The 23,170-nt window shown below is 42.2% G+C and carries 21 protein-coding genes; 6 read left to right on the top strand and 15 right to left on the bottom strand.

Annotated elements, in window-relative coordinates; translation table 11 throughout:
- Positions 1-8: 8 nt before the first annotated feature.
- From folK to cysM, 8 genes are all read right to left on the bottom strand, one after another.
- Entirely contained in the window at positions 9-497 is a 489-nt protein-coding gene (folK, locus tag DCO44_RS09615; protein WP_116761367.1) for a 2-amino-4-hydroxy-6-hydroxymethyldihydropteridine diphosphokinase, read from the bottom strand.
- Positions 494-1,942, bottom strand: a complete 1,449-nt coding sequence (gene pcnB, locus DCO44_RS09610) for a polynucleotide adenylyltransferase PcnB (RefSeq protein WP_116761365.1) — start codon at positions 1,940-1,942, stop codon at positions 494-496. Before pcnB ends, folK begins: the two co-directional genes overlap by 4 nt.
- Positions 1,943-2,075: 133 nt before the next feature.
- Positions 2,076-2,480: a ComEA family DNA-binding protein gene (locus DCO44_RS09605; RefSeq protein ID WP_116761363.1), complete on the bottom strand. Its 405-nt coding sequence runs from the start codon at positions 2,478-2,480 to the stop codon at positions 2,076-2,078.
- A gap of 24 nt (positions 2,481-2,504) precedes the next feature.
- A complete protein-coding gene (gene mazG, locus DCO44_RS09600) occupies positions 2,505-3,260 on the bottom strand; it encodes a nucleoside triphosphate pyrophosphohydrolase (RefSeq protein WP_116761361.1) in 756 nt (251 codons plus the stop codon).
- Positions 3,261-3,334: 74 nt separating this feature from the next.
- Positions 3,335-5,641: a RelA/SpoT family protein gene (locus DCO44_RS09595; RefSeq protein WP_116761359.1), complete on the bottom strand. Its 2,307-nt coding sequence runs from the start codon at positions 5,639-5,641 to the stop codon at positions 3,335-3,337.
- A gap of 29 nt (positions 5,642-5,670) precedes the next feature.
- On the bottom strand, positions 5,671-7,062 hold the full coding sequence (rlmD, locus tag DCO44_RS09590; protein WP_116761357.1) for a 23S rRNA (uracil(1939)-C(5))-methyltransferase RlmD: 1,392 nt from the start codon (positions 7,060-7,062) through the stop codon (positions 5,671-5,673).
- Positions 7,063-7,068: 6 nt separating this feature from the next.
- Positions 7,069-7,887: a 3'-5' exonuclease gene (locus tag DCO44_RS09585; protein ID WP_116761355.1), complete on the bottom strand. Its 819-nt coding sequence runs from the start codon at positions 7,885-7,887 to the stop codon at positions 7,069-7,071.
- Between the two features lie 26 nt (positions 7,888-7,913).
- Positions 7,914-8,843, bottom strand: a complete 930-nt coding sequence (gene cysM, locus DCO44_RS09580) for a cysteine synthase CysM (protein WP_116761353.1) — start codon at positions 8,841-8,843, stop codon at positions 7,914-7,916.
- A gap of 153 nt (positions 8,844-8,996) precedes the next feature.
- Here cysM and DCO44_RS09575 point away from each other — a divergent pair, with 153 nt between their 5' ends.
- From DCO44_RS09575 to rsfS, 5 genes are all read left to right on the top strand, one after another.
- Positions 8,997-11,807 (top strand): ATP-binding protein, encoded by a 2,811-nt coding sequence (locus DCO44_RS09575; RefSeq protein ID WP_116761351.1) that lies wholly within the window; start codon positions 8,997-8,999, stop codon positions 11,805-11,807.
- Positions 11,808-11,897: 90 nt separating this feature from the next.
- The gene (locus DCO44_RS09570; protein ID WP_116761349.1) at positions 11,898-12,686 is read left to right on the top strand and encodes a crotonase/enoyl-CoA hydratase family protein; all 789 of its coding nucleotides are present in this window, start codon (positions 11,898-11,900) and stop codon (positions 12,684-12,686) included.
- Between the two features lie 37 nt (positions 12,687-12,723).
- Complete coding sequence (locus tag DCO44_RS09565) at positions 12,724-13,593, top strand: NAD(P)-dependent oxidoreductase (RefSeq protein ID WP_116761347.1); 870 nt, start codon at positions 12,724-12,726, stop codon at positions 13,591-13,593.
- Between the two features lie 18 nt (positions 13,594-13,611).
- A complete protein-coding gene (locus tag DCO44_RS09560) occupies positions 13,612-14,406 on the top strand; it encodes a hydroxypyruvate isomerase family protein (RefSeq protein ID WP_116761345.1) in 795 nt (264 codons plus the stop codon).
- A 75-nt stretch (positions 14,407-14,481) separates the two neighbouring features.
- Entirely contained in the window at positions 14,482-14,883 is a 402-nt protein-coding gene (gene rsfS, locus DCO44_RS09555; protein WP_116761343.1) for a ribosome silencing factor, read from the top strand.
- 83 nt (positions 14,884-14,966) lie between these two features.
- On the opposite strand, the gene DCO44_RS09550 is transcribed toward rsfS, so the two are convergent.
- The 6 genes from DCO44_RS09550 to DCO44_RS09525 all read right to left on the bottom strand — a co-directional run bounded on the left by DCO44_RS09550 (position 14,967) and on the right by DCO44_RS09525 (position 20,715).
- On the bottom strand, positions 14,967-15,575 hold the full coding sequence (locus DCO44_RS09550) for a hypothetical protein (RefSeq protein ID WP_116761341.1): 609 nt from the start codon (positions 15,573-15,575) through the stop codon (positions 14,967-14,969).
- 12 nt (positions 15,576-15,587) lie between these two features.
- Complete coding sequence (locus DCO44_RS09545) at positions 15,588-16,928, bottom strand: ammonium transporter (RefSeq protein ID WP_116761338.1); 1,341 nt, start codon at positions 16,926-16,928, stop codon at positions 15,588-15,590.
- 267 nt (positions 16,929-17,195) lie between these two features.
- Positions 17,196-17,489, bottom strand: a complete 294-nt coding sequence (locus DCO44_RS09540) for a DUF3303 domain-containing protein (protein WP_116761336.1) — start codon at positions 17,487-17,489, stop codon at positions 17,196-17,198.
- A 305-nt stretch (positions 17,490-17,794) separates the two neighbouring features.
- Entirely contained in the window at positions 17,795-19,249 is a 1,455-nt protein-coding gene (locus DCO44_RS09535) for an NAD(P)(+) transhydrogenase (Re/Si-specific) subunit beta (RefSeq protein WP_116761334.1), read from the bottom strand.
- Positions 19,250-19,252: 3 nt separating this feature from the next.
- Positions 19,253-19,576, bottom strand: a complete 324-nt coding sequence (locus DCO44_RS09530) for a proton-translocating transhydrogenase family protein (RefSeq protein WP_116761332.1) — start codon at positions 19,574-19,576, stop codon at positions 19,253-19,255.
- Positions 19,577-19,587: 11 nt separating this feature from the next.
- On the bottom strand, positions 19,588-20,715 hold the full coding sequence (locus tag DCO44_RS09525; protein ID WP_116761330.1) for a Re/Si-specific NAD(P)(+) transhydrogenase subunit alpha: 1,128 nt from the start codon (positions 20,713-20,715) through the stop codon (positions 19,588-19,590).
- Positions 20,716-21,645: 930 nt separating this feature from the next.
- Between DCO44_RS09525 and DCO44_RS09515 the strand changes: the two genes are divergently transcribed.
- Positions 21,646-22,572, top strand: coding sequence for a DMT family transporter (locus DCO44_RS09515; RefSeq protein WP_116761328.1), 927 nt, complete (start codon positions 21,646-21,648; stop codon positions 22,570-22,572).
- A gap of 32 nt (positions 22,573-22,604) precedes the next feature.
- Here DCO44_RS09515 and soxR read toward each other — a convergent pair whose 3' ends face one another.
- A complete protein-coding gene (soxR, locus tag DCO44_RS09510; RefSeq protein WP_228157537.1) occupies positions 22,605-23,132 on the bottom strand; it encodes a redox-sensitive transcriptional activator SoxR in 528 nt (175 codons plus the stop codon).
- Positions 23,133-23,170: the final 38 nt, after the last annotated feature.

The raw sequence follows: 23,170 nt of genomic DNA, 5'->3' as shown, positions 1-23,170 counted from the left end.
CTTTGTTATTAAATATTGGCCCAATGCTGATCAGCCACTTCAGTTAATGTGGTGTGCTGTAATAAATCAAGGCGATCTAATCGGTGTCCCTGAATGTGTAAATTTGGGTCTAAGTCCAATAATGGAATAACCACAAAATCACGTTCTAAAATTCCAACATGTGGAATGGTCAAACGCTCATGTTGAATCTGTTCATCACCATACAGCAACAAATCTAGATCTAAAGTACGCTCTCCCCAACGACGCAGACGAACCCGCCCTGCATCCTGCTCAAATTGTTGTAATTGATCCAACAATGTCAAAGCAGTCAAGTCAGTTTCCAAGCGAGCCACCGCATTAAAATAATGTGGTTGATCTTGAGGCCCCATGGGTGGACTTTGATACAATTTAGATACGCTTACAACACCCAATGTTGCTAACTTCTGAATGGCTTCGGTCAAAATTTGGCGCGAATCGCCCAAATTACTCCCCAAGCCGATATAGCTCACAATCTTCATTGGGTTGGTCCAAAAACGACTTGGTTTAAATCACGTTTTACCCGTTTTCTCTTTAAAATAGGATGATCATGATTCAATTCAGAGGTGTTATGAGTTGTCGTTCGAGAAGCAGTTTCTGTAGTTTTGGCTTTTCGGCTTCGACGACTACGTGGCTCTTGCTCTTGCACCAAAGGTTCAATATCAACTGCAATCTTGGTTTCCGCTGGTTCTTCTTGAGCAACTTTACGACGTGTTTTGGCACGTTGCCGGTTATATTGACCGATCGCACGCTCTTTTTCGTCCGTAGACATCAGTTGATAAGCATCCCACCAACTGCCCATAGATTGCGTGGTATTATCGCCTGCTTTTTCACGCAACAATAAAAAGTCAAAGCCTGCACGGAAGCGCGCATGGTTAGACAATGCTTCAATTTGTTGAGGTTTCGGGTTCAACAATCGGGTTTGCATTTCCCATACTTCACGAATAAAGGTTTCGGCAAAACGCGGAATCACAGTACGTGTCGCTTGACGCTTGAGCACATCCAGTCCCGCTTGAGCGCGTGCTTCTGCAGCGACTATACCTTTTTTCAAGTAAAAATCACAACGCTCTAAAAAAGGTTTCCATAGCAACACTGCATAGAAAAATGCAGGATTAATGGTTTTACCAATTTGAATTCGCTGATCGGTATTTTTCGCAGCACGCTCAATAAATGGTGTGATTTCAGGGCGAATCTCTGCAAAAAGTTGATGCCAAATGCCAAAATCAATCAACATTGGGAGCACTTGGTACAAATGCCCCATGGTAAATAATTTTTGTGATTCATCATAAAGACGATGCGGTGAGACATCACGCAAAAGCTGTGTACGCTCAGGTGTAAAAATTTCTAAAATTTTTGGATCAATACTAAATTTTAATTTGGCAGAAAAACGCAACGCACGCAGCATTCGCACTGGGTCTTCCTCAAAACGTAATTGAGGATCGCCAAGTAAGCGTAAAGTACGACTTTGAACATCTTCTACGGCATTACAAAAGTCGAGCACAATCGCTTTACGGGGTTGATAATAAAGTGCATTGATAGAAAAATCACGACGAGAAAAGTCTTGCTCTATCGAGCCCCAATTATTATCACGCAGGATCATACCCGCAGCGGAAGTCACTGCTTTTTTTGGTGGTGCTCGGAACGTCGCCACTTCAATCAGTTCACGCCCAGAATAGACATGAGCCAACTCAAAACGACGACCGATAATACGGCAACGACGGCCGAACACTTCTTTAATTTGTGAGGGTGTGGCATTGGTCACGGCATCATAATCCTTCGGATTAAGGCCTAGCATTAAATCGCGAACACCGCCCCCTACGATATAAGCCTCGTAGCCCGCTTTGGTTAGGGCATCAATTACATCAAGAATTGAAGCAGGTAGTTGAGCGGTGGATAAACCACATTTTGACGCGCGCAAAGTTTGCAAAAGACGCTGTCTCCTACGCCTGAACGTAAAATATCTAAGATGGTGCTAATCATATCTCTAACACAATCAAAGGGCAATTTGATTATCTCTACGCATGACCGAATATTGCATATCAATCCTGCAAAACCCAAGTCTAGAGTGCTAAGCGGTCTTTATTTTTTTGCAAGAGCTTCGGTCCAATACCTTTAATCTGCTGTAACTCATCAATAGTTTTGAACTTTCCATGCTGTTGCCGATACTGCAAAATCGCTTCGGCTTTTTTCTCACCGATACCTGAAAGCTGCTGCAATTGTTCTGATGTTGCACTATTCAAGCGTATTTTATTGCCCGATACCGTATTTAAACTGGGTTTTGACAAATAATAGTTTGCATCGGTACGTGATGAACCCAGTCGAGCATCTTGGGCTTGTTGTTGTGCTTTCCAATTCAAGTACTGTTGATCAAAGTTTTGCGCATTTACACGATCTAGTCCAAAAATCAGGAACGTGAAAAGTGTCAATATTCGCAATAATCGAATAGCGTTAAAATTCAGCTGCATAAGTTGCCTGTATTTATTATAAAGTCATATGTTTTTCGCCTGCTCCCACAATTGGTCCATTTCCATCAAGGATAATTGCTCTACGGTTTTGTTTTGCAATTGGGCTTGATTTTCAATGTAAGCAAAGCGTGTTCTAAATTTATCAATCGTTCCTAACAGGGCGATTTCATTATTGACGCCTAGTTTACGTCCAACATTGACCAAAGAGAATAAACAATCTCCCAATTCAGCTTCTATTTCGTCTGAGTTTTGTTGCTTGATTGCTTGCTGTAATTCATTTAATTCTTCTTCTAATTTGGCATAAGCATCTTTCACATTGGCAAAATCGAAACCAATATGCGCCGCATTTTTTTGGATTTGCTCTGCTTGTTGTAAAGTTGGACCATGCTTAATTTGATCCAAACGAGATTGTGGCTTACCTTGTTTTTCTTGCTGTTTAATTTGCTTCCACAATGAAGATACCTGTTCTGCATCGAGCTGATTGAATTGTTCCGCCTGAAATACATGTGGATGACGGCGAATCAGTTTTTCAGTAATCCCTTGCACCACATCCTGAAAATTAAATGCCTCTTGCTCGCTGTACATTTGGGATTGAAAAACTACTTGGAGCAACAAATCACCCAGTTCTTCTTTAATATGTTGAATATCACCAGAACGAATTGCAGCCTCAACTTCATAAGCTTCTTCAATCGCATAAGACGTTAAACTATTGGGCGTTTGCTTTTGATCCCACGGACATTTTTCACGTAATTCTTGCATGACCGCCAATAGTTGTTCCATTGCTTACTCTCTTCAATCTTTCTTATAAACCACGTATATAAAAAAGCCTGCTCTAGGCAGGCTTTTTAATTCGCTTAATTGCCTTGAATTAAGCGGCGCGCACTAATGATGCCTGGTTGCTGCTCCAATCGTGCCAACAAACGCGACAATTGTGCCAAACCTTTCACCTCAATCAACAATTTCATATTGGCAATACCATCTGCTTCAGAAATGGTGTTTACCTGACGAATATTGATTTGGTCCGAGAAAATCACTTGAGTTAAATCTTTCAACAAACCACGGCGGTCATAGGCTTCCACCACAATCTGTACACTTTGACCACGTGTGGGTTGCATTTCCCAGTCGGCTTCCACAGCACGTTCAGGTTCTTGACCAATCATACGGACATAGTCAGGACACGCGACCTTATGAATACTGACCCCACGATTTAAGGTGATATACCCGCCAATCGACTCACCATGGACAGGTTGACAGCATTGTGCAACATGCAATTCCACATTATCTAAGCCATCGATCAAAATCCCATGTGCTGACAGCGTATGACTGGCACGTGGATTCAGAGCAGGTTTAAGCACCAGTTCAGGTTCATCCTGATCCAGATGCATATGACGATTCACCTGATTCATCAAGGCATGTAGGCTAATATCACCACTGACCAAGTTGATCAGAATGTCATCCCCTGTTTTCACATTAAAGTGATTACAGTAGTCACTTAAATCGATACTTTTGGGATGAATCGCCAGACGTGATAATTCTTTGTTGAGAATGTCACGACCAATTTCTAGGTTTTTACTGCGATCTTGCTGACGGAACCAATGACGTAATTTATCGCGGGCACGTGCTGTTCGGATATAACCTAAAGAATTCACCAACCAGTCACGATTCGGTTCACGATCTTTTTTGGTTAAAATCTCAACTTGCTCACCTGTTTTCAAGGTGTAGGTCAGTGGCACATAACGTTGGTTCACACGTGCAGCATAGCACTTGTTGCCTACTTCGGTATGGACATGGTACGCAAAATCCAGCACCGTCGAACCGCGTGGCAACTCCTTAATATCCCCATCGCGACTAAACACATAGATTTTTTCAAAGTCTTCAAACTCTTGAATCTGTTCAAAGTTTTCAGAATCTTCATCTTCTTTATGCGCACTGGCATCATTACGCTCTTGGAAGTGTTCTAACACGGCGCGCAATGAATGCAAACGATGATTGAAGGAGCGATCAGTGGTTTTCGCGCCTTCTTTATAGTTAAAGTGCGAACACACGCCCAACTCTGCTTCTTCATGCATGTCGCGGGTACGGATTTGTACTTCCAGTGATTTGTTTTCGGCAATCACCGCTGTGTGTAAAGAACGATATCCATTGGCTTTCGGATTGGTAATATAGTCATCAAATTGATGTGGAATATGACGCCAAATTTGATGCACGATCCCCAATGAGTGATAGCATTCAGGAACCGACTTCACCAATACCCGCACGGCACGAATATCATAAAGTTGATCAAAGCTCAGGTTTTTACTTTTCATCTTCCGATAAATCGAATAGATGTGTTTCACCCGCCCATTAATTTCAGCTTCAATACCATGATCGGCTAACTCATTCTTGAGCTTATCAATCACAAACTGAATATAGTGTTCTCGTTCTAGACGCTTTTCATTCAGTAATGACGCAATTTCTTTATAACGTTCTGGCGCCAAATAACGGAAAGCTAAATCTTCCAGTTCCCACTTTAACTGTGCAATCCCCAAGCGATGTGCCAATGGAGAATAGATGGTCAAAATTTCTCGTGCGACACGTTCCTGACGCTCACGTGATGATTTTGCCAATTCACGTAAGGCATAGGTACGTTCTGCCAGCTTGATGAGTACAACCCGAACATCTTCCGTGACTGAAATCAGCATCTTATAGATGCCCGTCAAATGTTCACGCTGATCATTATTAAAATGATCTTCTAAGCGTTTATTTTGTTCAATCAACTCGGAAAGTTTACCCATAGACAGGGTTCCTTTTACCAAGCTAAACACCTGCTCACCAAAATGCTGACGGACAAAATCAATGCTCATGAGTCCTTCACGGACACTGCGGTACAACATTGCGGCAGATAAGGTATCTTCATCGACGTGTAAATGCGCCAAAATATCGGCCATCTCGATCCCTGTATAAAAGGTGCTCGATCGATGATTTATGGTGGATTCTAACTCTTTTTGCAGAGTCTCTTTTGCAACTTCTTCGAGTTGCTTGAGCGCTGCCCCGTCTAAAATGCTGCGTACTCGATCTAACCATTCGGCTAAATCGAGTTGAGCTTGTTCGGCATGCTCTACAGTCGCTTCCTCAGACAACTCATTGAGTCGTCCAGGCAATTGCTCACGTACTGTGACCATACCCTTCTCCTACGAAATGATCATTCATATTATAAATCGTTTATCTCTTTTTCTTGCTCAAATAAGGCAATTGATTCGACATGTTCAGTATGCGTAAACATATCCATCACACCCGCCTTTTTTAATCGATAGCCATATTGTGCCAAAACACCTGCATCCCTTGCCAATGTTGCTGGATTACATGATACATAAACGATTTTTTTTGCATTAAATTTAGGAACATAATGCATTACCTCTTCCGCGCCTGAACGTGGAGGGTCTATCAATAATGCATCAAATCCCTGTTTTGCCCAAGAATGATGCGAAAAATCTTTTGTTAAATCTTGTGAAAAGAATTCAATATTGGTCATGGCATTGCGACGCGCATTGTCCTGACCTCGTTGTACCATTTCATCACTTCCTTCAACCGCAATCACCTGTCCTGTTGGTCCTACACAACGTGCGAGCGGTAAAGAAAAGTTGCCAAGTCCACAAAAGAGATCTAAAACGCGATCACCTTGTTGCAGTTGAAGCAATTCACATGCCAGCTTGACCATTTGCGGATTTACAGTTGAGTTCACCTGAGTAAAATCCAGTGGACTAAAGCTAAAATTCACATCAAAGTCAGTTAAAGTATAATGTAAACGCATTTCAGCCTGTGCCTGATCCACACGCTGTACACTGTCTGGACCTGCGGGCTGTAAATACAATTGCCATTGTTTCTGTAACGTAAACTGTTTTAATTGGTTGACATCATGGTCCGATAATTTTTCTGTATGGCGAATCAGTAAGGCAATCTCCTGATCTCCCATTGCTAATTCTATATGCCCAATCGTGGCTTTGGCTGTTAGACTTTGGAGTAACTGTTTTAAACGCGTAATCGAACCAAAAGCCTGATCAAGCACTAAACAACGATCAATTGAAGTCAATTTATTACTTTGCTTTTCACGAAATCCCACCACAAGTTGATCACGCTGTGGGAAATAACGTACGCCAATACGGGCTTTACGGCGGTAATCTTCTCGTAAAGAGCGAATGGGCGCCAACCACTGTTCTGGCTGTAAGCCTGCAAAATGCTGTAAATGTGATTTCAGCACATCCTGTTTAAAACGAATCTGCTCATCTTTCTCAATATGCTGCAAGCTACAACCACCACAGACATTAAAATGCGGACAAGCTGGCTTCACCCTTAGTGTCGATGGTGTGCCCAAGACTTCAACACAATCTGCTTCTTCTAAACGCTTATTGCTGTGTGTAATTCTGGCACGAACCGTTTCACCAGGTAATGCCTGAGCAATAAAAACTTTTTTGCCGTGTTTTTCGACAGGGTGTGCGGCATCTGTACCATAATGGGCAATCCCTCGTCCCTCATGCGAAAGTGTCTCAACCTGAAAAGTATAAATCGGTTGCTGACTTGGACGGGTATGCTTACGATGCTTCATGAAAACCTAGTTTAAATGGTGAAAATCGGATGTTGTAAATTCTGTCTGTTGTGACGTTTTACGCCAAATTTCTAGAAAATCAGTATGTTGTGGGTGAATCTGTAGCAACTGAATGCTGGCCTGTATCCAAGCGCGATGCTCTTCTAGTTGCAATTGACCTTTTAATAACAACCAGCGTAAATAGATCAGCCATGTATTTAATACATCACCTTCACAATAGCCAGTTAAATCCTGCCATTGTTGTAACCGAACATATTCGGGGACATGATAACTTCCGTCACCACGCTTACCAGGAAAACCCAATAAATGAGCGGCATCATCCAATTTCTGGAAATGACGCAAATTAAACATGGCCATTACATCCATTAAATCAACATGACGATGATGGTAACGGTTCTGGTAGTTATTATACTTCTTCTGATGATCAATCTCACCCTGATCGAACAAACTCGATGCAGATAATCCATGATACATAGCACGGAACAAAATCACAGGAAGATCAAACTGTGAACCATTCCAACTAACCAGCGTCGGATGCTTCTTATCAAAAATGGAGAGAAACTTCTTTAAAATTTCAGCTTCTGAATACTGCTCTCGACTAAATGAAAACAGTTTCATCGCCCCTAATTCATCGACCCATAAACCCGAAATACAGACAATTTCATGCAAGGGCAAGCGCTGAAAATCCATGCCAGACTCTTGACGACGCAACTTGATCAATGCTTGCTCTAAATCTGGCTCAGGTAAATCTAGACCGTAAAGATGCGACCCAGACTTTAAGTCCGTCATGGTTTCAATATCAAAAACGAGAACAGGTAAACGCATCTTCAGTCTCTATAATGGAGCTTAAATTATTCAGGATCTTGTACCGAAAACAAACCTGTCGATAAATAACGGTCACCACGGTCACAGATAATGCAGACAATGACCGCATCTGGATTTTCTTCTGCAATACGTAAGGATGCCCACACCGCACCACCTGAAGATGTCCCCGCACTAATGCCTTCTTTTTGTGCCAGTTTACGCATGGTTTTTTCCGCTTCAATTTGCGGAATATCCATAATACGATCAACGCGGCTACGATCAAAAATAGTCGGTAAATATTCCTGTGGCCAACGACGAATTCCCGCAATGCTCGAACCATCTTCTGGCTGTAAACCCACAATTTGAATCTCAGGATTTTGTTCTTTTAGGTATTTCGACACGCCCATAATGGTGCCTGTGGTGCCCATTGAGCTGACAAAATGGGTAATTTTCCCACCCGTTTGTTGCCAGATTTCTGGCCCTGTGGTCAGGTAATGCGCTTCGACATTGTCAGGATTACCAAACTGATTCAGCACCAAACCTTTACCTTCAGCTTGCATTTGCAACGCCAAATCGCGTGCACCTTCCATCCCTTGCTGCTGAGTCACTTCAATTAACTCTGCACCATAGGCACGCATGGCATCTTTACGTTCTTGGCTCATGTTGTTAGGCATAATCAATTTCATATGATAGCCCCGCATCGCCGCAACCATGGCAAGTGCAATACCTGTATTGCCACTGGTCGCTTCAATCAAGGTATCCCCCGGTCGAATTTTCCCACGCTTTTCTGCCTGCATAATCATATTATAGGCTGGACGGTCTTTGACTGAACCCGCTGGGTTATTGCCTTCTAATTTTGCTAAAACCGTAGCTTGCGTGTGACTTGCTAGACGCTGTAAACGTACCAGCGGTGTTTTTCCTACATAGTGGTCTAACAAAAATTCATCGGCTTGAAAATCGGGGATTGTGTTACTCATTATGTGTACCTTGATCGAGGTGCGGGTATTGTATGAAAAAATAGGGTGTCCTGCACCCATTTCGCAGGGTTTTTCATGAAAGTGATTAAAGCGCGGTCAGTTTCAAATAAAGCATGCTAATATGCTGAGCATAGGGAATTTACTACATTTGCCATGCCGAATATCAATAAAAAGTTATTTAAACGCTTACACTTAAATCATGCGTATGGGCAACTGATTGCCATGATTTTTGTGCCTATTATGATTTTGGCTTGTGTAGGCACGGCATTGGTTTTATCTGAAACATCGAATGCAGCAAAAGCGCAACAGCGCCAAATGGCCATTGCGATTTTAACTCGCTACCAAAGTACGGCCGAATCGGCACTCGACTTGCTCAATCGCTATCCATGGCACTATGACCAAGCGCAAAATGCCATGCAGTATATGTTCAATGAAAAGCTCTTAAATCATGCCACCATTATTGACCATACTGGTGCTGAACGCCTGAATATTGGTGGAGACGCATATTCAGCTTGGCCAAAATACCCGAAAGACAAGAATTTTTTTGGACCATTAAAACTCAATGGCAATCATGTCTATGGCATGCAGATTAATGAATCACCTCATCAAAAAGGTTGGTTGCTGATTGAACTGGACAATCAACCCTTACAAATTGCACGCTATCGCGTCCTGATTGTGTTGGTGGCAACGGGGCTTTTAACCTTATTACTCTTGCTGTTGTGTTTAAACTTCTATTCACGTCGTTGGATTGCCCCCATGTACGAGATTCGTATGCAATTACAACGTCTGAATGCCGACACACTCGATCAACACATGATCATTAACAGTACGGGCGAGCTTCGACTGTTACAACGCGATATTGCCAATGTAGTAAAACGACTTCATTTTAGCTTTCTAGAGTTAAAAGAACATACCGAACAAACTGAAGATGATTTAAGACGTACGCTGGATACCCTAGAAGTACAAAACATTACTTACCGCCAAGCGCGTGACCAAGCGATTTCTTCCAATCAGGCAAAATCGGTATTTCTTGCCAATATCAGCCATGAATTAAGAACGCCTTTAAACAGTATTGATGGCTTTATTCATTTACTCCTTCGTCAGGGCAATTTAAGCAACGAGCAAAATTTATATTTACAGACCATTCGTAAATCTTCTGCCCATTTATTGGCATTGATTAATGATGTTTTAGATTTCTCTAAAATTGATGCGGGCAAACTGGAATTAGAAACTGCCCCCTTTGATCTGGAAGAAGCCATTTTTGATGTGATGGACATGTTATCGCCACTGGCAGCGCAAAAGCATATAGATATGGCGTTCTACTATGGCGATGACGTACCTAAACAAGTGATAGGCGACACCTTACGCTTTAAGCAAATTTTGACCAATCTGATTTCCAATGCCATCAAATTCACCCCCGATGGTGAAATCATTGTTCGAGTACGCATGAAGCATGATGATATTGGACAATGCTTACTGCACTTTAGTGTCCAAGACAGTGGTATTGGCTTAAGTGGAACAGATCGCAAACGCTTATTTGAATCCTTCTCGCAAGGTGATGCTTCGGTCACACGTCAATTTGGTGGCACTGGATTAGGGCTTGCGATTTCCAAACAATTGGTGCATTTGATGCAGGGTCAAATTGGTTTTGAAGACAACCAAGAACGTGCACCCACCGAAAAAGGTTCGACCTTCTGGTTTACCGCCATGTTTGCTGTCGATGAAGAATATGAAATTGTTCATCCACAGTTCGAACACATGAAAGTGGTGTCTTATTTGGCACATCCTGCGGCTGCACATGTACTGCGTCACTATCTCGAAAACTATCAAGTCGAGCATATTGAATCCGCATCCATTCTGGATTTATTTAGTCGCCTAAACCAAATTCAATCGCAGCAAGAAAATACTTGGCTGATTGTGGATCATAGTGGCGACACTCAAGCCATGCTGAAAGAAATCCGCAGTCGCTATACGGGTAGTCTTGCGGTTTATGGCTACCAAATGGCACTCGATCCCAATATGCTAAATGAATATCGTGCACGCCCACTGTATCAACCTCTGAGCCGTAATGCCCTAATTCAACTGCTCAGCAATCAATCCATATTCCAATCTGAGCAACATGAAGACTTTGATGGTCAAGGCTTACATATTTTAGCCGTCGATGACCATTTACCCAACTTGATTGTTCTGGAAGCCCTACTGGCTGAACTGAATGTGACCACCACCAAGGCACAAAGCGGTCAGGAAGCCATTGATATTATTCAGTCGCGTCTGGAACAAAAACTAAAACCTTTTGACTTGGTGTTTATGGATATTCAAATGCCGGTTATGTCTGGTATTGATACCACACGAGCCATTCGCGCACTAGAATCTACCTTAGAAGAAGAAACGCACCTGCCCATCATTGCGCTGACTGCACATGCTTTGGCAGATGAGAAACAAAAACTTTTAAAAGTCGGCATGGATGACTATGTGACCAAACCAATTCAAATGGAGCAAATCATTCAAATCTTGACGCACTGGACCAGTAAAAGTTTTGATAAAGCCGCCATTGTAGAAAAAAACATCGTCATTGAAGCACTTGATCCACAAATTCTGAACTGGCAACAAAGCTTACAACTGGCAGCCAACAAAGAAGATCTGGCGATTGATCTTTTAAAAATGTTAGTTGACAGTTTCCATACCGAACTCGATGAAATGCAACAACTGATTGAGTTAGAAGATTTCCCTCAGCTTGAACATGCCTTACATCGCTTGTACGGCGCCACACGCTACGTGGGCACGCCTAATCTACAAGAATCTTCAGGGTCATTTGAACAATTTATTTCGACGCTACGTAAAGAAAAGCGTCGTGCCGACGAACAGTTTATTCAAGAAGCGATACAACGCTTTGATGATCTCAAGCTCATCATGCAACAAGTGAAACAAGCAGCTCAGTCAATTTTAAATAAACACATGCAATAATTTCAGGGAAAAAAGATGTGACTGAGCTGTCATGCAAGCGTGTTATGTGCATGCTATGCTCCGATGCAAAGCAAAATTAGAGTATCCAACATGGCTTTATTACGTGTAGAAAAACAAAACGGAATCGCGACAGTCAGTTTAAACCGCCCAGAGAAGCGCAATGCCATGAGCTTTGCCTTACTTCATGAACTGGTCAAAGTTGCCAATCAACTGAAAAAAGACCGCAGCGTTCGTTGTGTCATTTTAACGGGTGAAGCTCATGTATTTAGCGCAGGCATTGATCTTGCCGATTTAAATAATCCCAAAAACCGTGCTTATGCAGCATGGGAACTGGTCAAACCCGGACAAAGCCTGTTCCAAAAAGCCTTCCTTATTTGGCAAGAACTGCCTGTACCTGTCATTGCAGCACTAGAAGGTTTTTGTTTTGGCGCAGGCATGCAATTGGCTTTGGCGGCAGATATTCGTATTGCCCATCCTGACACCCAAATGTCAATTATGGAAAGTCGTTGGGGACTTGTGCCAGACATGGGTTTAAGCCGCTCGCTTAAAGGAGTGATTGGTCTTGATTTAGCCAAAGAGTTAACCCTGACCGCCCGTATTTTCGATGCCAACTATGCCAAAACCATTGGTTTAGTCACACATTTGTCTGAGACGCCATTACAACAAGCACAAGCCCTTGCAGAAGAAATGCTGCAACGCTCCCCTGATGCCTTAGCCGCAGCCAAGCAAGTGCTGGATGCCATGGAACATCAACCACGTAAATCTTTACGTTTAGAAAAAATTTGGCAACTGAAACTTTTATTAGGCAAAAACAGTCAACTGGCGCGTAAAAAAGATAAACAACCTGAAGTTCAATTTGTTCCACGTCAGTTTCAATAAAGTTTAGGCAACATACATAAGCGATAGAGAGATTCCAATGAGTTTTGATCGTAATACAAAAATTGCATTTCTAGGTATGGGACTCATGGGCAGCCGTATGGCCACCCGATTACTTCAAGCTGGATTTGAAGTGGCTGTATGGAACAGAACCGCAACTGCCTGTGATGTGCTCATTGATTTAGGTGCAACTGCGCTAAAACTGGAAAACATTGCAGACTATCCCGTCATCTTAACCTGTCTCTCAGATGATTCTGCTGCACAACAGGTGATTGAAAAAATTCAGCCATTCTGGACTGCAAATCAAGTAATTGTGGATTTCTCAAGCTTATCTGTGGATAAAACCAAGACACTGGCATTATTAGCACAACAAGATAATGTGCATTGGATTGACTCACCTGTTTCTGGCGGGACAGCGGGTGCGGAACAAGGCACATTGGTGATTTTTGCAGGGGGCAATGCCGAAATCATTCAAAGCTTAAGTCTGATTTATAATGTACTTTCGCAACGCGTTACACGCATGGGAGAGACAGGGACAGGCCAAGCCACCAAAATTTGCAACCAATTAATTGTCGCAGCAAGTAGCACCTTAATAGCAGAAGCAGTTGCCTTAGCGCGTCAAGCGGGTGTCGATACGACCCTGCTTGCTCCAGCATTGGCAGGTGGATTTGCTGATTCAAAGCCGTTTCAAATTTTAACACCAAGAATGGCCAATCATCAGTTTGAACCTGTACAATGGAAGGTGCAGACTTTATCAAAAGATTTAAATAATGCTGTGCAGTTGGCTAAAAAATTCCAATTAGATATTCCAGTTGCAAAAAAAGCATTATCGGAATTGCAGGCGCACCAGAATAAAGGCTATGCTGAATCAGATTTAGCCACTGTAATTCAACATGTTGAAACAGAATAATAATGCAGGAGCAAGCTCATGACTAAACTCGCAGTGAATCTTTCCATGATCTTTACTGAAGTGCCACTCATCGAACGTTTTGCACTGGCTTATGCTCATGGCTTTAAGCATATTGAAATTCAATTCCCTTATGAACTCAGTATTGCTGAAATTCAAAACCAACTGATCCAGCACGATTTAAGTTTATGCCTGATTAATGTGCCTGTTGGAGACCTCATGCAAGGTGGCAATGGTTTGGCAGGTATTCCTGGACGAGAGCTAGAATTTCACCAAGCACTCGAACTAGCAATTCAATATGCCGTTGCGTTAAAAGTACCGAGCGTCAACATTTTAGCGGGTAAACAACCACTCGATTGTGACTTATTGCCTTGCCTAAATACTTTAGCCAAAAACTTAAAGCTCGCTTGCTTTATGTTGGCAGAACATCATATTCAACCTGTGTTTGAAATGATTAATGGCACAGATATGCCGCGCTTCCTCATTCAAAATGTTGCACAAGCTCAAGAGATTCTGGAAGCAGTTCAACATCCCGCACTAAAAATGCAATACGATTGCTACCACATGGCAATGATGGGTGAAAATGTACTAGAAGAATTGAAAGAAAATATTTTAGAAATTGGACATATTCAATTTGCAGATTGCCCAGGGCGACATGAACCCGACACCGCACAAATTCACTTTAAAGAAATTTTTGATTGGTTAAGCCACAGTGATTACGCGGGTTTTATTGCTGCCGAATATCGCCCACAGGCCCACTCGAACCATTCATTTGCATGGAAAAACAAGTACTTTGCTGAGCATCCACAAAGTTAAAAAACAGACAATTGAAATTTGGTGATAAAACCGCTATATTAGAGCATGAGTTATTGTCAGGAATTATGACCCTTTATGAATTTAGAACCATCGCCCAGCGCTTCTAATTCTCTCGATCTCGCAATGAATTCTCAAGCTCAAGATGTGCAAGCTTGCTTAAAAGTTGTACATGAAGCTCTATTAGATGTAAAAGCAAAAGATATTATCGAACTTGATGTTAGCAGCATTAGCAATGTCGCAGATGCGATTGTGATTGCAAGTGGTACATCAACTCGTCACGTGAAAGCACTTGCCGACAATGTGGCTGAAGAAGCGCGTAAAGCTGGCTTCCGCCCAATCGGCGTTGAAGGTGAACGTGATGCAGAATGGATCCTTGTTGACCTTGGACTCATCGTGGTTCATGTCATGTTACCGACTGCACGTAAATTTTACGACCTAGAAAGCTTATGGCGTACAGCTCCAGAATCTGTAGCATAAGAAAAATGACCAACATGGTCTACAAAAGCCAGTTAATCTTTAAATTAACTGGCTTTTTTGTTAGCCAAATTTAAGTCAACAGCTTAAATCAGTTGATGCAAATCAACATCCATAAATTGTTGTTTAGTTTGTTCTTTTGCACGTGCAAAAACGAAGTCTGCTTTGATCGGCCCATAAAATTCACAATAAACTTCGTAAATTGCTGTAATCACCTGAGAATAACTCATAATCGGCAAATCACTAATAAACTCAACGTCATGTATTGCAGCTTGTTCTACTACCGCATACCCCAGATCCGTCAATCGTACTTTCACATCCTGATCAAAGTCCGAAAAATCTGTCTGAGCCACAGCTTTCACTACACATCCTACAAATTGCGCAAAGGCATCACTCAATTGTCCTGACACCAAAGCCTCTTGTTTTTCCTGAGGTTTGACTTGAAGTAAAACCTGTTTTTCGACTTCAGCAATTTCGAATAAAACTTGGCGCAACATATCCTTACGGTAAAAGCGCAGTTCGTCCGTATTACATACTTCGCTTAAAAAGCGATTGAGTACAAAAGAAGGCTTATCTCCATATTCTTGCTCCCAATAACTCAGAACTCGCTCTAAAGCGGTTCCCTTCAAATATTGGCTTAAACCACGCTCAATCGCTGTTCTTTTTTGTCCTATGGTGAGTAATTCATTTGGCATGCTCAACACTCCTTAATGACGTTTAGTCATTCCATCGGTTTCAAAAGTTACATCGCGTTGAAACTCCGGATAAGACAATTCTGCATGTTCGGTATAGTCAAGTCCGCGCTGCTCATGCTGCTTACTGACACGTAAGCTACCCAATACTTTTTCAAGTACTTTAAACACCACAAAGGCCACCCCAAAACCCCAAACAAAACCAGCAATGACACCTAAAAATTGAATTGAAATAATTTGTGAATTAAATGGACTCGCTTCATAAAACAAACCTGCTGCGATAGTTCCCCATGCTCCACAAAAGCCATGCACTGTCACAGCATCCACGACATCATCCAACTTCAACTTTTCAATCAAAACTGGCATAACACTCACCACCAAGCCTGCCGTCAATCCCGTCACAATTGCAAACAATGGCGTCATTGTTGCGCAACCTGCGGTAATCGCAACTAAGCCCCCTAAAGATGCATTAATGGTGGTGCGGATCAGAATCGCTTTTCCACGTAGTAGTGCATAAAACATGTAGGCCACTGCTGCTGCACAAGCAGCAAGGTGCGTATTCAAGGCAATACGCCCAATACTCACCGTCGCATTGACCGTCGAAGCTGCATTAAAGCCAAACCATGCTAGCCATAAAATAAAACCACCCAATGCCACCAGCGGTACATTATGTCCCGCCAAATAATGCGACTGTCCATTACGACCGAAGCGCCCTAAGCGAGGACCTAAGACCACAATCCCTGCTAACGCGACCCACCCCCCAATGGAATGCACAACAGTTGAACCTGCAAAATCAATAAAACCCAATGACTTTAACCAGCCCTCACCTTCAAACAGACTGCCCCATGCCCAACTTCCAAACACAGGGTAAATTAACCCACTCACAAATGCTGCACTCACCACATAGGCAACAAAGTGAATTCGTTCTGCCATAGCACCGCTGGCAATGGTGGTTGCAGTTGCCGCAAACATCATTTGGAAGAACAATAAGTTCCAATGCCAATCATCCAAATGATTGGGGGCAAAATGACTTGCACCAAACCACCCTGTGGTATTAATGCCAAACATCAAACCAAAACCAATTAACCAAAACACTAAGCCGCCCAAACAGGCATCCATGTAGTTTTTCATCAGGACATTAACCGTGTTTTTTCCGCGTACAGAGCCACTTTCAACCAAAGCAAAACCAGCTTGCATAAAAAACACCAAAATCCCGCCCATCACTACCCAAACACTGTCGAGTGAAAGTCGAATTTCTTGGATATTTTGTGCTTGCGTGGTTACCACATCAGCAGCAAAGCCTGTAGTAGTAACCCCCCATAAACCTAGTAAAAGTAAATAAATTATTTTTTTCATGAACATTCCCCCGAAGTCTGTTCACAAAATGCAAAATCAGTGCCAAGCACAACACATATTTTCTATGAAGTGCTGAACTAGCCCTGCTATATGACTGTGCTTTTATTTAGCTGTGTACAGGTTTTATCCTGTATTTTGATTGCTGTTCACGCCGATGCTAGAAACAAACATAAAAAAACCACCCCGAAGGGTGGTTTCCAATTTTTTGGAGATCTTAGTAAGCTGTAATACTGTGTAAGGCAAATTCAATACATATCGATAACTGTATTACCCTACAACCTCTTTCTTCGCAAGTGCAGCAAACATAAGTGGTCCAACTTGTTCATCTGTTAAAGCAGGGAACAATTCCATAGAAAGAATATCATTCCACTCCATAACCCACTGCTGTATCAATTCTGCATCATCCGCTTCAATGACTGCAAAGCCTGATAACTGTGCAACAGTGTGCCATCTTCCGAGCATTTTTATACCTACAGGTACTTTTCCTCCGCTCTGAAGAAAACGCTCCATTGCAGCATTACGATTTTCTGAGCGGACAGTATACGTAGCAATAAATAACATACACCACCTCCACCAACTGATTTTGCATACCTGATTTATAACTATGAGAGAGTTCGATAAATCATCACACCCAACCACATATATCAGTCATGCCATACAAATATTTTGACAGTTTCCACTCATTTTTGATGATATTTTGACAAATGTAATACTTTAAACTTTGTGACTTTAGATCAAATCTTAAATGATTCATAAAATTTTTTATTTTTGGATACTTAATCAACTTCAAAAATAAAAACCACCCCGAAGGGTGGTTTTGAATCTCACTAAATCCCTTTTATAAAAGAGGGACTTGAGAGTCTCATTTAGTGTCCGCCACCATTAATGGCTTTGGTCATATCTTCCACAACTTTCTTCGCATCACCAAAGACCATCATGGTTTTTTCATTGTAGAACAAATCGTTGTCTAAGCCTGCATAACCCGTTGCCATAGAACGCTTGATCACCATAATGGTACGCGCTTTATGTGCTTCCAAAATTGGCATACCATAGATTGGAGATGTTGGATCGTCTTTCGCCGCAGGGTTTACCACGTCGTTCGCACCAATCACAAGCACCACATCCGTTGCTGGGAAGTCTGAGTTAATCTCATCCATCTCTAAGATGTCTTCATAAGCCACGTCAGCTTCAGCCAAAAGGACGTTCATGTGACCCGGCATACGACCTGCAACTGGGTGAATCGCGAAGCGAACTTTTACGCCCTGCTCTTTCAAGATTTCACATAACTCTTTCACTGCATTCTGTGCACGACCTTGCGCCATACCATAACCTGGTACAATCACAACGCTGTCTGCATTTGACATCAGGAAGCCTGCATCATCTGCCGAACCAGAACGGTGGTTACGTTGAACTTGTTCACCTTTATCTGCCGATGCAACTGCTGCACCGCCCATTGCACCACCGAACAATACATTGATGATTGAACGGTTCATCGCTTTACACATGATGTAAGACAGAATCGCACCAGAAGAACCCACCAATGAACCCGCAACGATCAACATATTGTTTTCAAGTGTGAAACCAATACCTGCTGCTGCCCAACCAGAGAAAGAGTTCAACAGTGAGACCACAACTGGCATATCACCGCCACCCACTGGTGCAATCCACACCCAGCCAAATGCAAGTGCAAGTGCCGTCATTGCCCAGAATGCAGTCATGTTGCCTGTCGTGAAGAAGTACACACCACACGCCAACATTGCAAGGAAAATCAATGCTTGTACAGGTTTAACCCATGCACCCGAAATGGTTTTTGCCCATTTCTTTGCAGCCAATTTACCATAAGCAAATACAGATGCAGTAAAGGTGATTGCACCCACAAAACAACCCACGAACAATTCAAATAAATGAACTTTGCTCATGTGGGCATGTTGCACACCCGCAGCAGTTAATGCAGCTTCATTTTCAGCAAACAATGCTGTTAATTGGTTGTTATGCAGGATTGCCGCAATCGCAATCAATACCGCAGCCAAGCCCACCAATGAGTGCATCAATGCCACTGTTTCAGGCATTTGTGTCATTGGGACAGTCCGTGCACGAGCAATACCTACGACTGCACCGAGCACCATTGCACCACCAATCATCCAAATCACAGGATGGTCGGCCACGAAGAAGGTGGTCACAACAGCAATCGCCATTGCGATCATGCCATAACGGTTACCTTGAATCGCCGTTTTTGGACCAGACAAACCACGTAAAGTTAAGATAAAGAGGACAGCACCAATCAGGTAGAACCAATCCGCATAGTCTCGAATGAATTCCATATATTAGCCCTCTTTTTTCTTTTGCTTTGGCTTAAACATTTCAAGCATACGTGCGGTTACAGCAAAGCCACCGAAAATATTGATACTTGCTAAGAACACGGCAACTGCACCCAAGATGCTCACCACATTCACACTTTGGAATGCAACATTCGCATCCACACCAATTGCAGGAATCCCTACAGTTTGAATCATTGCACCCACCACAATAATGGACGACAACGCATTGGTTACTGCCATAAGTGGTGTATGTAATGCTGGCGTAACGCCCCACACCACGTAATAACCTACGAAGATGGCAAGGACAAAAATAGTAATTGTTTCAACCATGAGAAATCTCCTTACGCACGCTTCAACAGCACTTGGCTGCCATGAGTGACCAATAGGGCTTTTTGAATTTCATCTTCTTGATTTAGGACAAAGTTTTTATCTTTATCAAACAATGTTTCGACAAAATTGAAAACGTTACGTGCATAAAGTGCTGAAGCTTCCGTCGACACTGTAGATGGAATATTTGGAACACCCAAAATTTTCACACCATTTTCAGTCATCACTGTTTCGCCTTCTTTAGAACCTTCAACATTACCGCCAGTTTCAACTGCCATATCTAAAATGACCGAACCTGGTTTCATTTTAGCTACCGTTTCAGCACGGATAAGACGAGGTGCATCACGACCTGGCAATAATGCAGTGGTAATCACAATATCTGCATTCGATACCGCCTTATCCACAATCGCAGCTTGATCTTTAATGTACTGTTCACCAGGCATCCAGCCATAACCATTCTTGGCAGCATCGGCAGCTTTTTGCTTTTCTTCATCAGACATAGGGACGTCTAACCACTTGCCCCCCAAAGATTCTACTTGGTCTTTTGCAGTTGGACGTAAATCTGTCGCTTCCACAATAGCACCTAAGCGTTTTGCAGTCGCAATGGCCTGTAAACCAGCAACACCCACACCCATAATCACGATACGAGCTGGTTTAACAGTACCTGCAGCGGTCATTAACATTGGGAACATACGTTGATATTCTGCGGCTGCCAAAAGCACAGATTTATAACCTGCAAGGTTGGCTTGAGAAGACAATACATCCATGTTTTGCGCACGAGATAAAGTACGAGGCAATAATTCCAATGCAAATGCAGACACGTTTTGTGATGCAAATTGATCTAATTCGGTATTGCGGTAAGGGTCAAACATTGCCACAACAGTGGTGTTTGGCTCTAACTTTTGAATTTCCTCACCCTTAGGGGCGCGAACTTTCAAAATCATCTGACTGCCAATATAGGCATCTTCTGTAATTTTAGCACCGACTTGTTCATAAGCACTGTCAATATAAGCAGCCTTTACACCAGCGCCACGTTGAATGACCACACTATGACCAGCGTTGATCAATTTCTTTACTGTCTCTGGCGTAGCAGCTACACGATTTTCACCGACGACAGTTTCGGTAGGGATTCCGATCTGCATGAGCGTTCCTCAAGCTAATTTTCTCTATCTAGCAAACACCGTTAGAAACGATGTTCCCTCTGGATGTGTTCTTGTTGAATTTTGGATTCTAATTGAACTTTTTTAAATTACCACCCAATATTTATTTAATAAATACCCTCATTTTGAACTGATGATTCATAAAAAGAATTGTTCGATATATCATTCACCGGTTTTGCCTAGAACATTGCGGTGTTGAATCGCTATTCAATTGGTGAGTGTTTTATTTTATGGGTCAGAATCTCGTTGCTTTTTTTAAAACCATAGTGATTTAATCAAACGGATTGGTTTTTCTGACAAAATTCCCCTTGAATCCCGTGTGAAGAAAATAGTCCTGAGGCTATACAAAGTTCAGGCATTTTTTTAGTTTTTAGCTGCGAAGTTGACCAAGATGACCATTTATTTCGTCTTCCATTCGCCCAAATGCGATGAATTCAATTCGAAACTTCTTCCAGAAATATCTCAAGTCAAAATTCAACTCAATCTCGCTTTATTTAAATCAACAACTATTTTCAGCATAATCATGAAATATGACCAAAGTCGGATAATGCAGAAAATCTAATTAAAAAAAACTTTTCAAATCATTTAATCTGATGATGCAATATGTTTCATTCGACATGTTTTGCACTATTTTAGGTCGTTTATTATTCACATCACATGACCGTCATCTTTCAGTCCAGTCATCATTGCAATGAATCTGTAGAAAGTCCTCGCCAAATAAACAAATACTTAAATATTTTTTAAAGACTTAAAGAAAATCACCTAGCATTCATATAACTTTGACATATGTATTTTTATTTATTTCATTCCAAAAAGTATGACAATTGATCATTTTTTGCATTTTTCTCTTCCTGACCAAAAGCCTATACTGCATATCGGTCGCAATCCTATCTTTTAAAAAGTTATATTTTCATGAATCTCTCTTTATCTCGCAGCCAACTCGGCAGTTTGTTTGCTATTGGTGCGGCTTTTTTATTTAGTAGCAAAGCGATTTTTATCAAACAAGCTTATGCCCTATCTCCACTGGTGGATGCCACGCTCTTGATGGCGATTCGTATGGCCTGTGCCTTACCGTTCTTTTTACTCATCTGCTGGTTCAATCGGGAAAAGAGCAAAGGTTTACAAGCAAAAGATTGGGGACTGCTCATGGTTGCAGGCCTAATGGGGTACTACTTTGCCAGTTGGTTGGACTTTTTAGGTTTAATGTATATCAGTGCGTCTTTAGAACGCATTATTTTATTCCTCTACCCCACTTTAACGGTATTGGCTTCTTGCGTCTTGTATCGGCAAAAACTTTCACTCAAAAGTATGCTCGCCATTGTGCTCAGTTACGGAGGGACCGTTTTGGTCATGCTTCAGGAACAACAGCATGCGCCTGTTCAAGAACATTTCTGGCTCGGAGCCAGCCTTGTTTTTGCCAGTGCGATTGCTTTCGCAGCTTATCTATTGCTGACTCCCCCGTTGATTCAAAAATTTGGATCATGGAACTTTACAGGTCTGGCTTTAAGTACGGCTTGCCTTGGCACACTGGTACAATTTTTTTGGGTCACTCCCCATCCGATTTTATTGCTACAACAACTCCCTGTTGGCGTACTTGGGTATGGCTTGGCATTGGGCTTTTTTGTCACCGTCGTTCCTACCGTATTACTGATGCAAAGTATTGCACGGCTTGGAGCGGCTCAATCTGCCATGATTGCATCGATTGGTCCTATCCTAACCATTTTATTGGCAGTCGCTTTTTTAAATGAACATTTGAATTTTTGGCAATGGATCGGGTGTTTACTCAATATTGTCGGAATTATGATGATCACCTTATCCAAGAAAAAGCTTGCTAACTAATACCTACTAGCACCAATAATTGTGAAAGGTTTTCACTGAAAAGCATCATCCTTTGGAGAAAGGGAGCATTCAGTATTTTCACTATTCATCTTCAATAATAGCTCGTGAAAATGTGCCCCAGCGGAGGTTTCAGCCAATACATCATTTGGGTTACGCAGTGGGCATTGCTCTAGGGATAAGCAACCACAACCAATACACCAATCCAGTTGTTGTCGCAATTGTAATAAATGCACAATCTGCTGATCTAACTGGGTTTGCCATTGCTGTGACATTTGCTGCCAATCTTGCTTGGTGGCATTTCCTTGTTTCGGTAATGCTGAAAAGGCAACCTTGACTTGTTGCAATGAAATTCCGACTTGCTGTGCGGCTTTAATAATGGCAATACGTCTTAGCATAGAACGCTGATAACGGCGTTGATTGCCCGAAGTTCGCGCACTCCAAATCAGTTCTTTTTCTTCATAAAAGCGCACAGCAGCAACACTGACATCACTGCGCTTTGCCAAATCACCAATACTCAACCACTGCTGTGCTGATGACATTATTTGCTGATTTTCTTCCATAAAAGCTTGACCTCAAGTTAACTTGAGCTTTGATACTA

The sequence above is a fragment of the Acinetobacter sp. AM genome (genome assembly GCF_003105055.1).
In the GTDB taxonomy this organism is placed as follows: Bacteria; Pseudomonadota; Gammaproteobacteria; order Pseudomonadales; family Moraxellaceae; genus Acinetobacter; species Acinetobacter tibetensis.
This window is presented reverse-complemented; position numbering and strand designations above follow the sequence as displayed.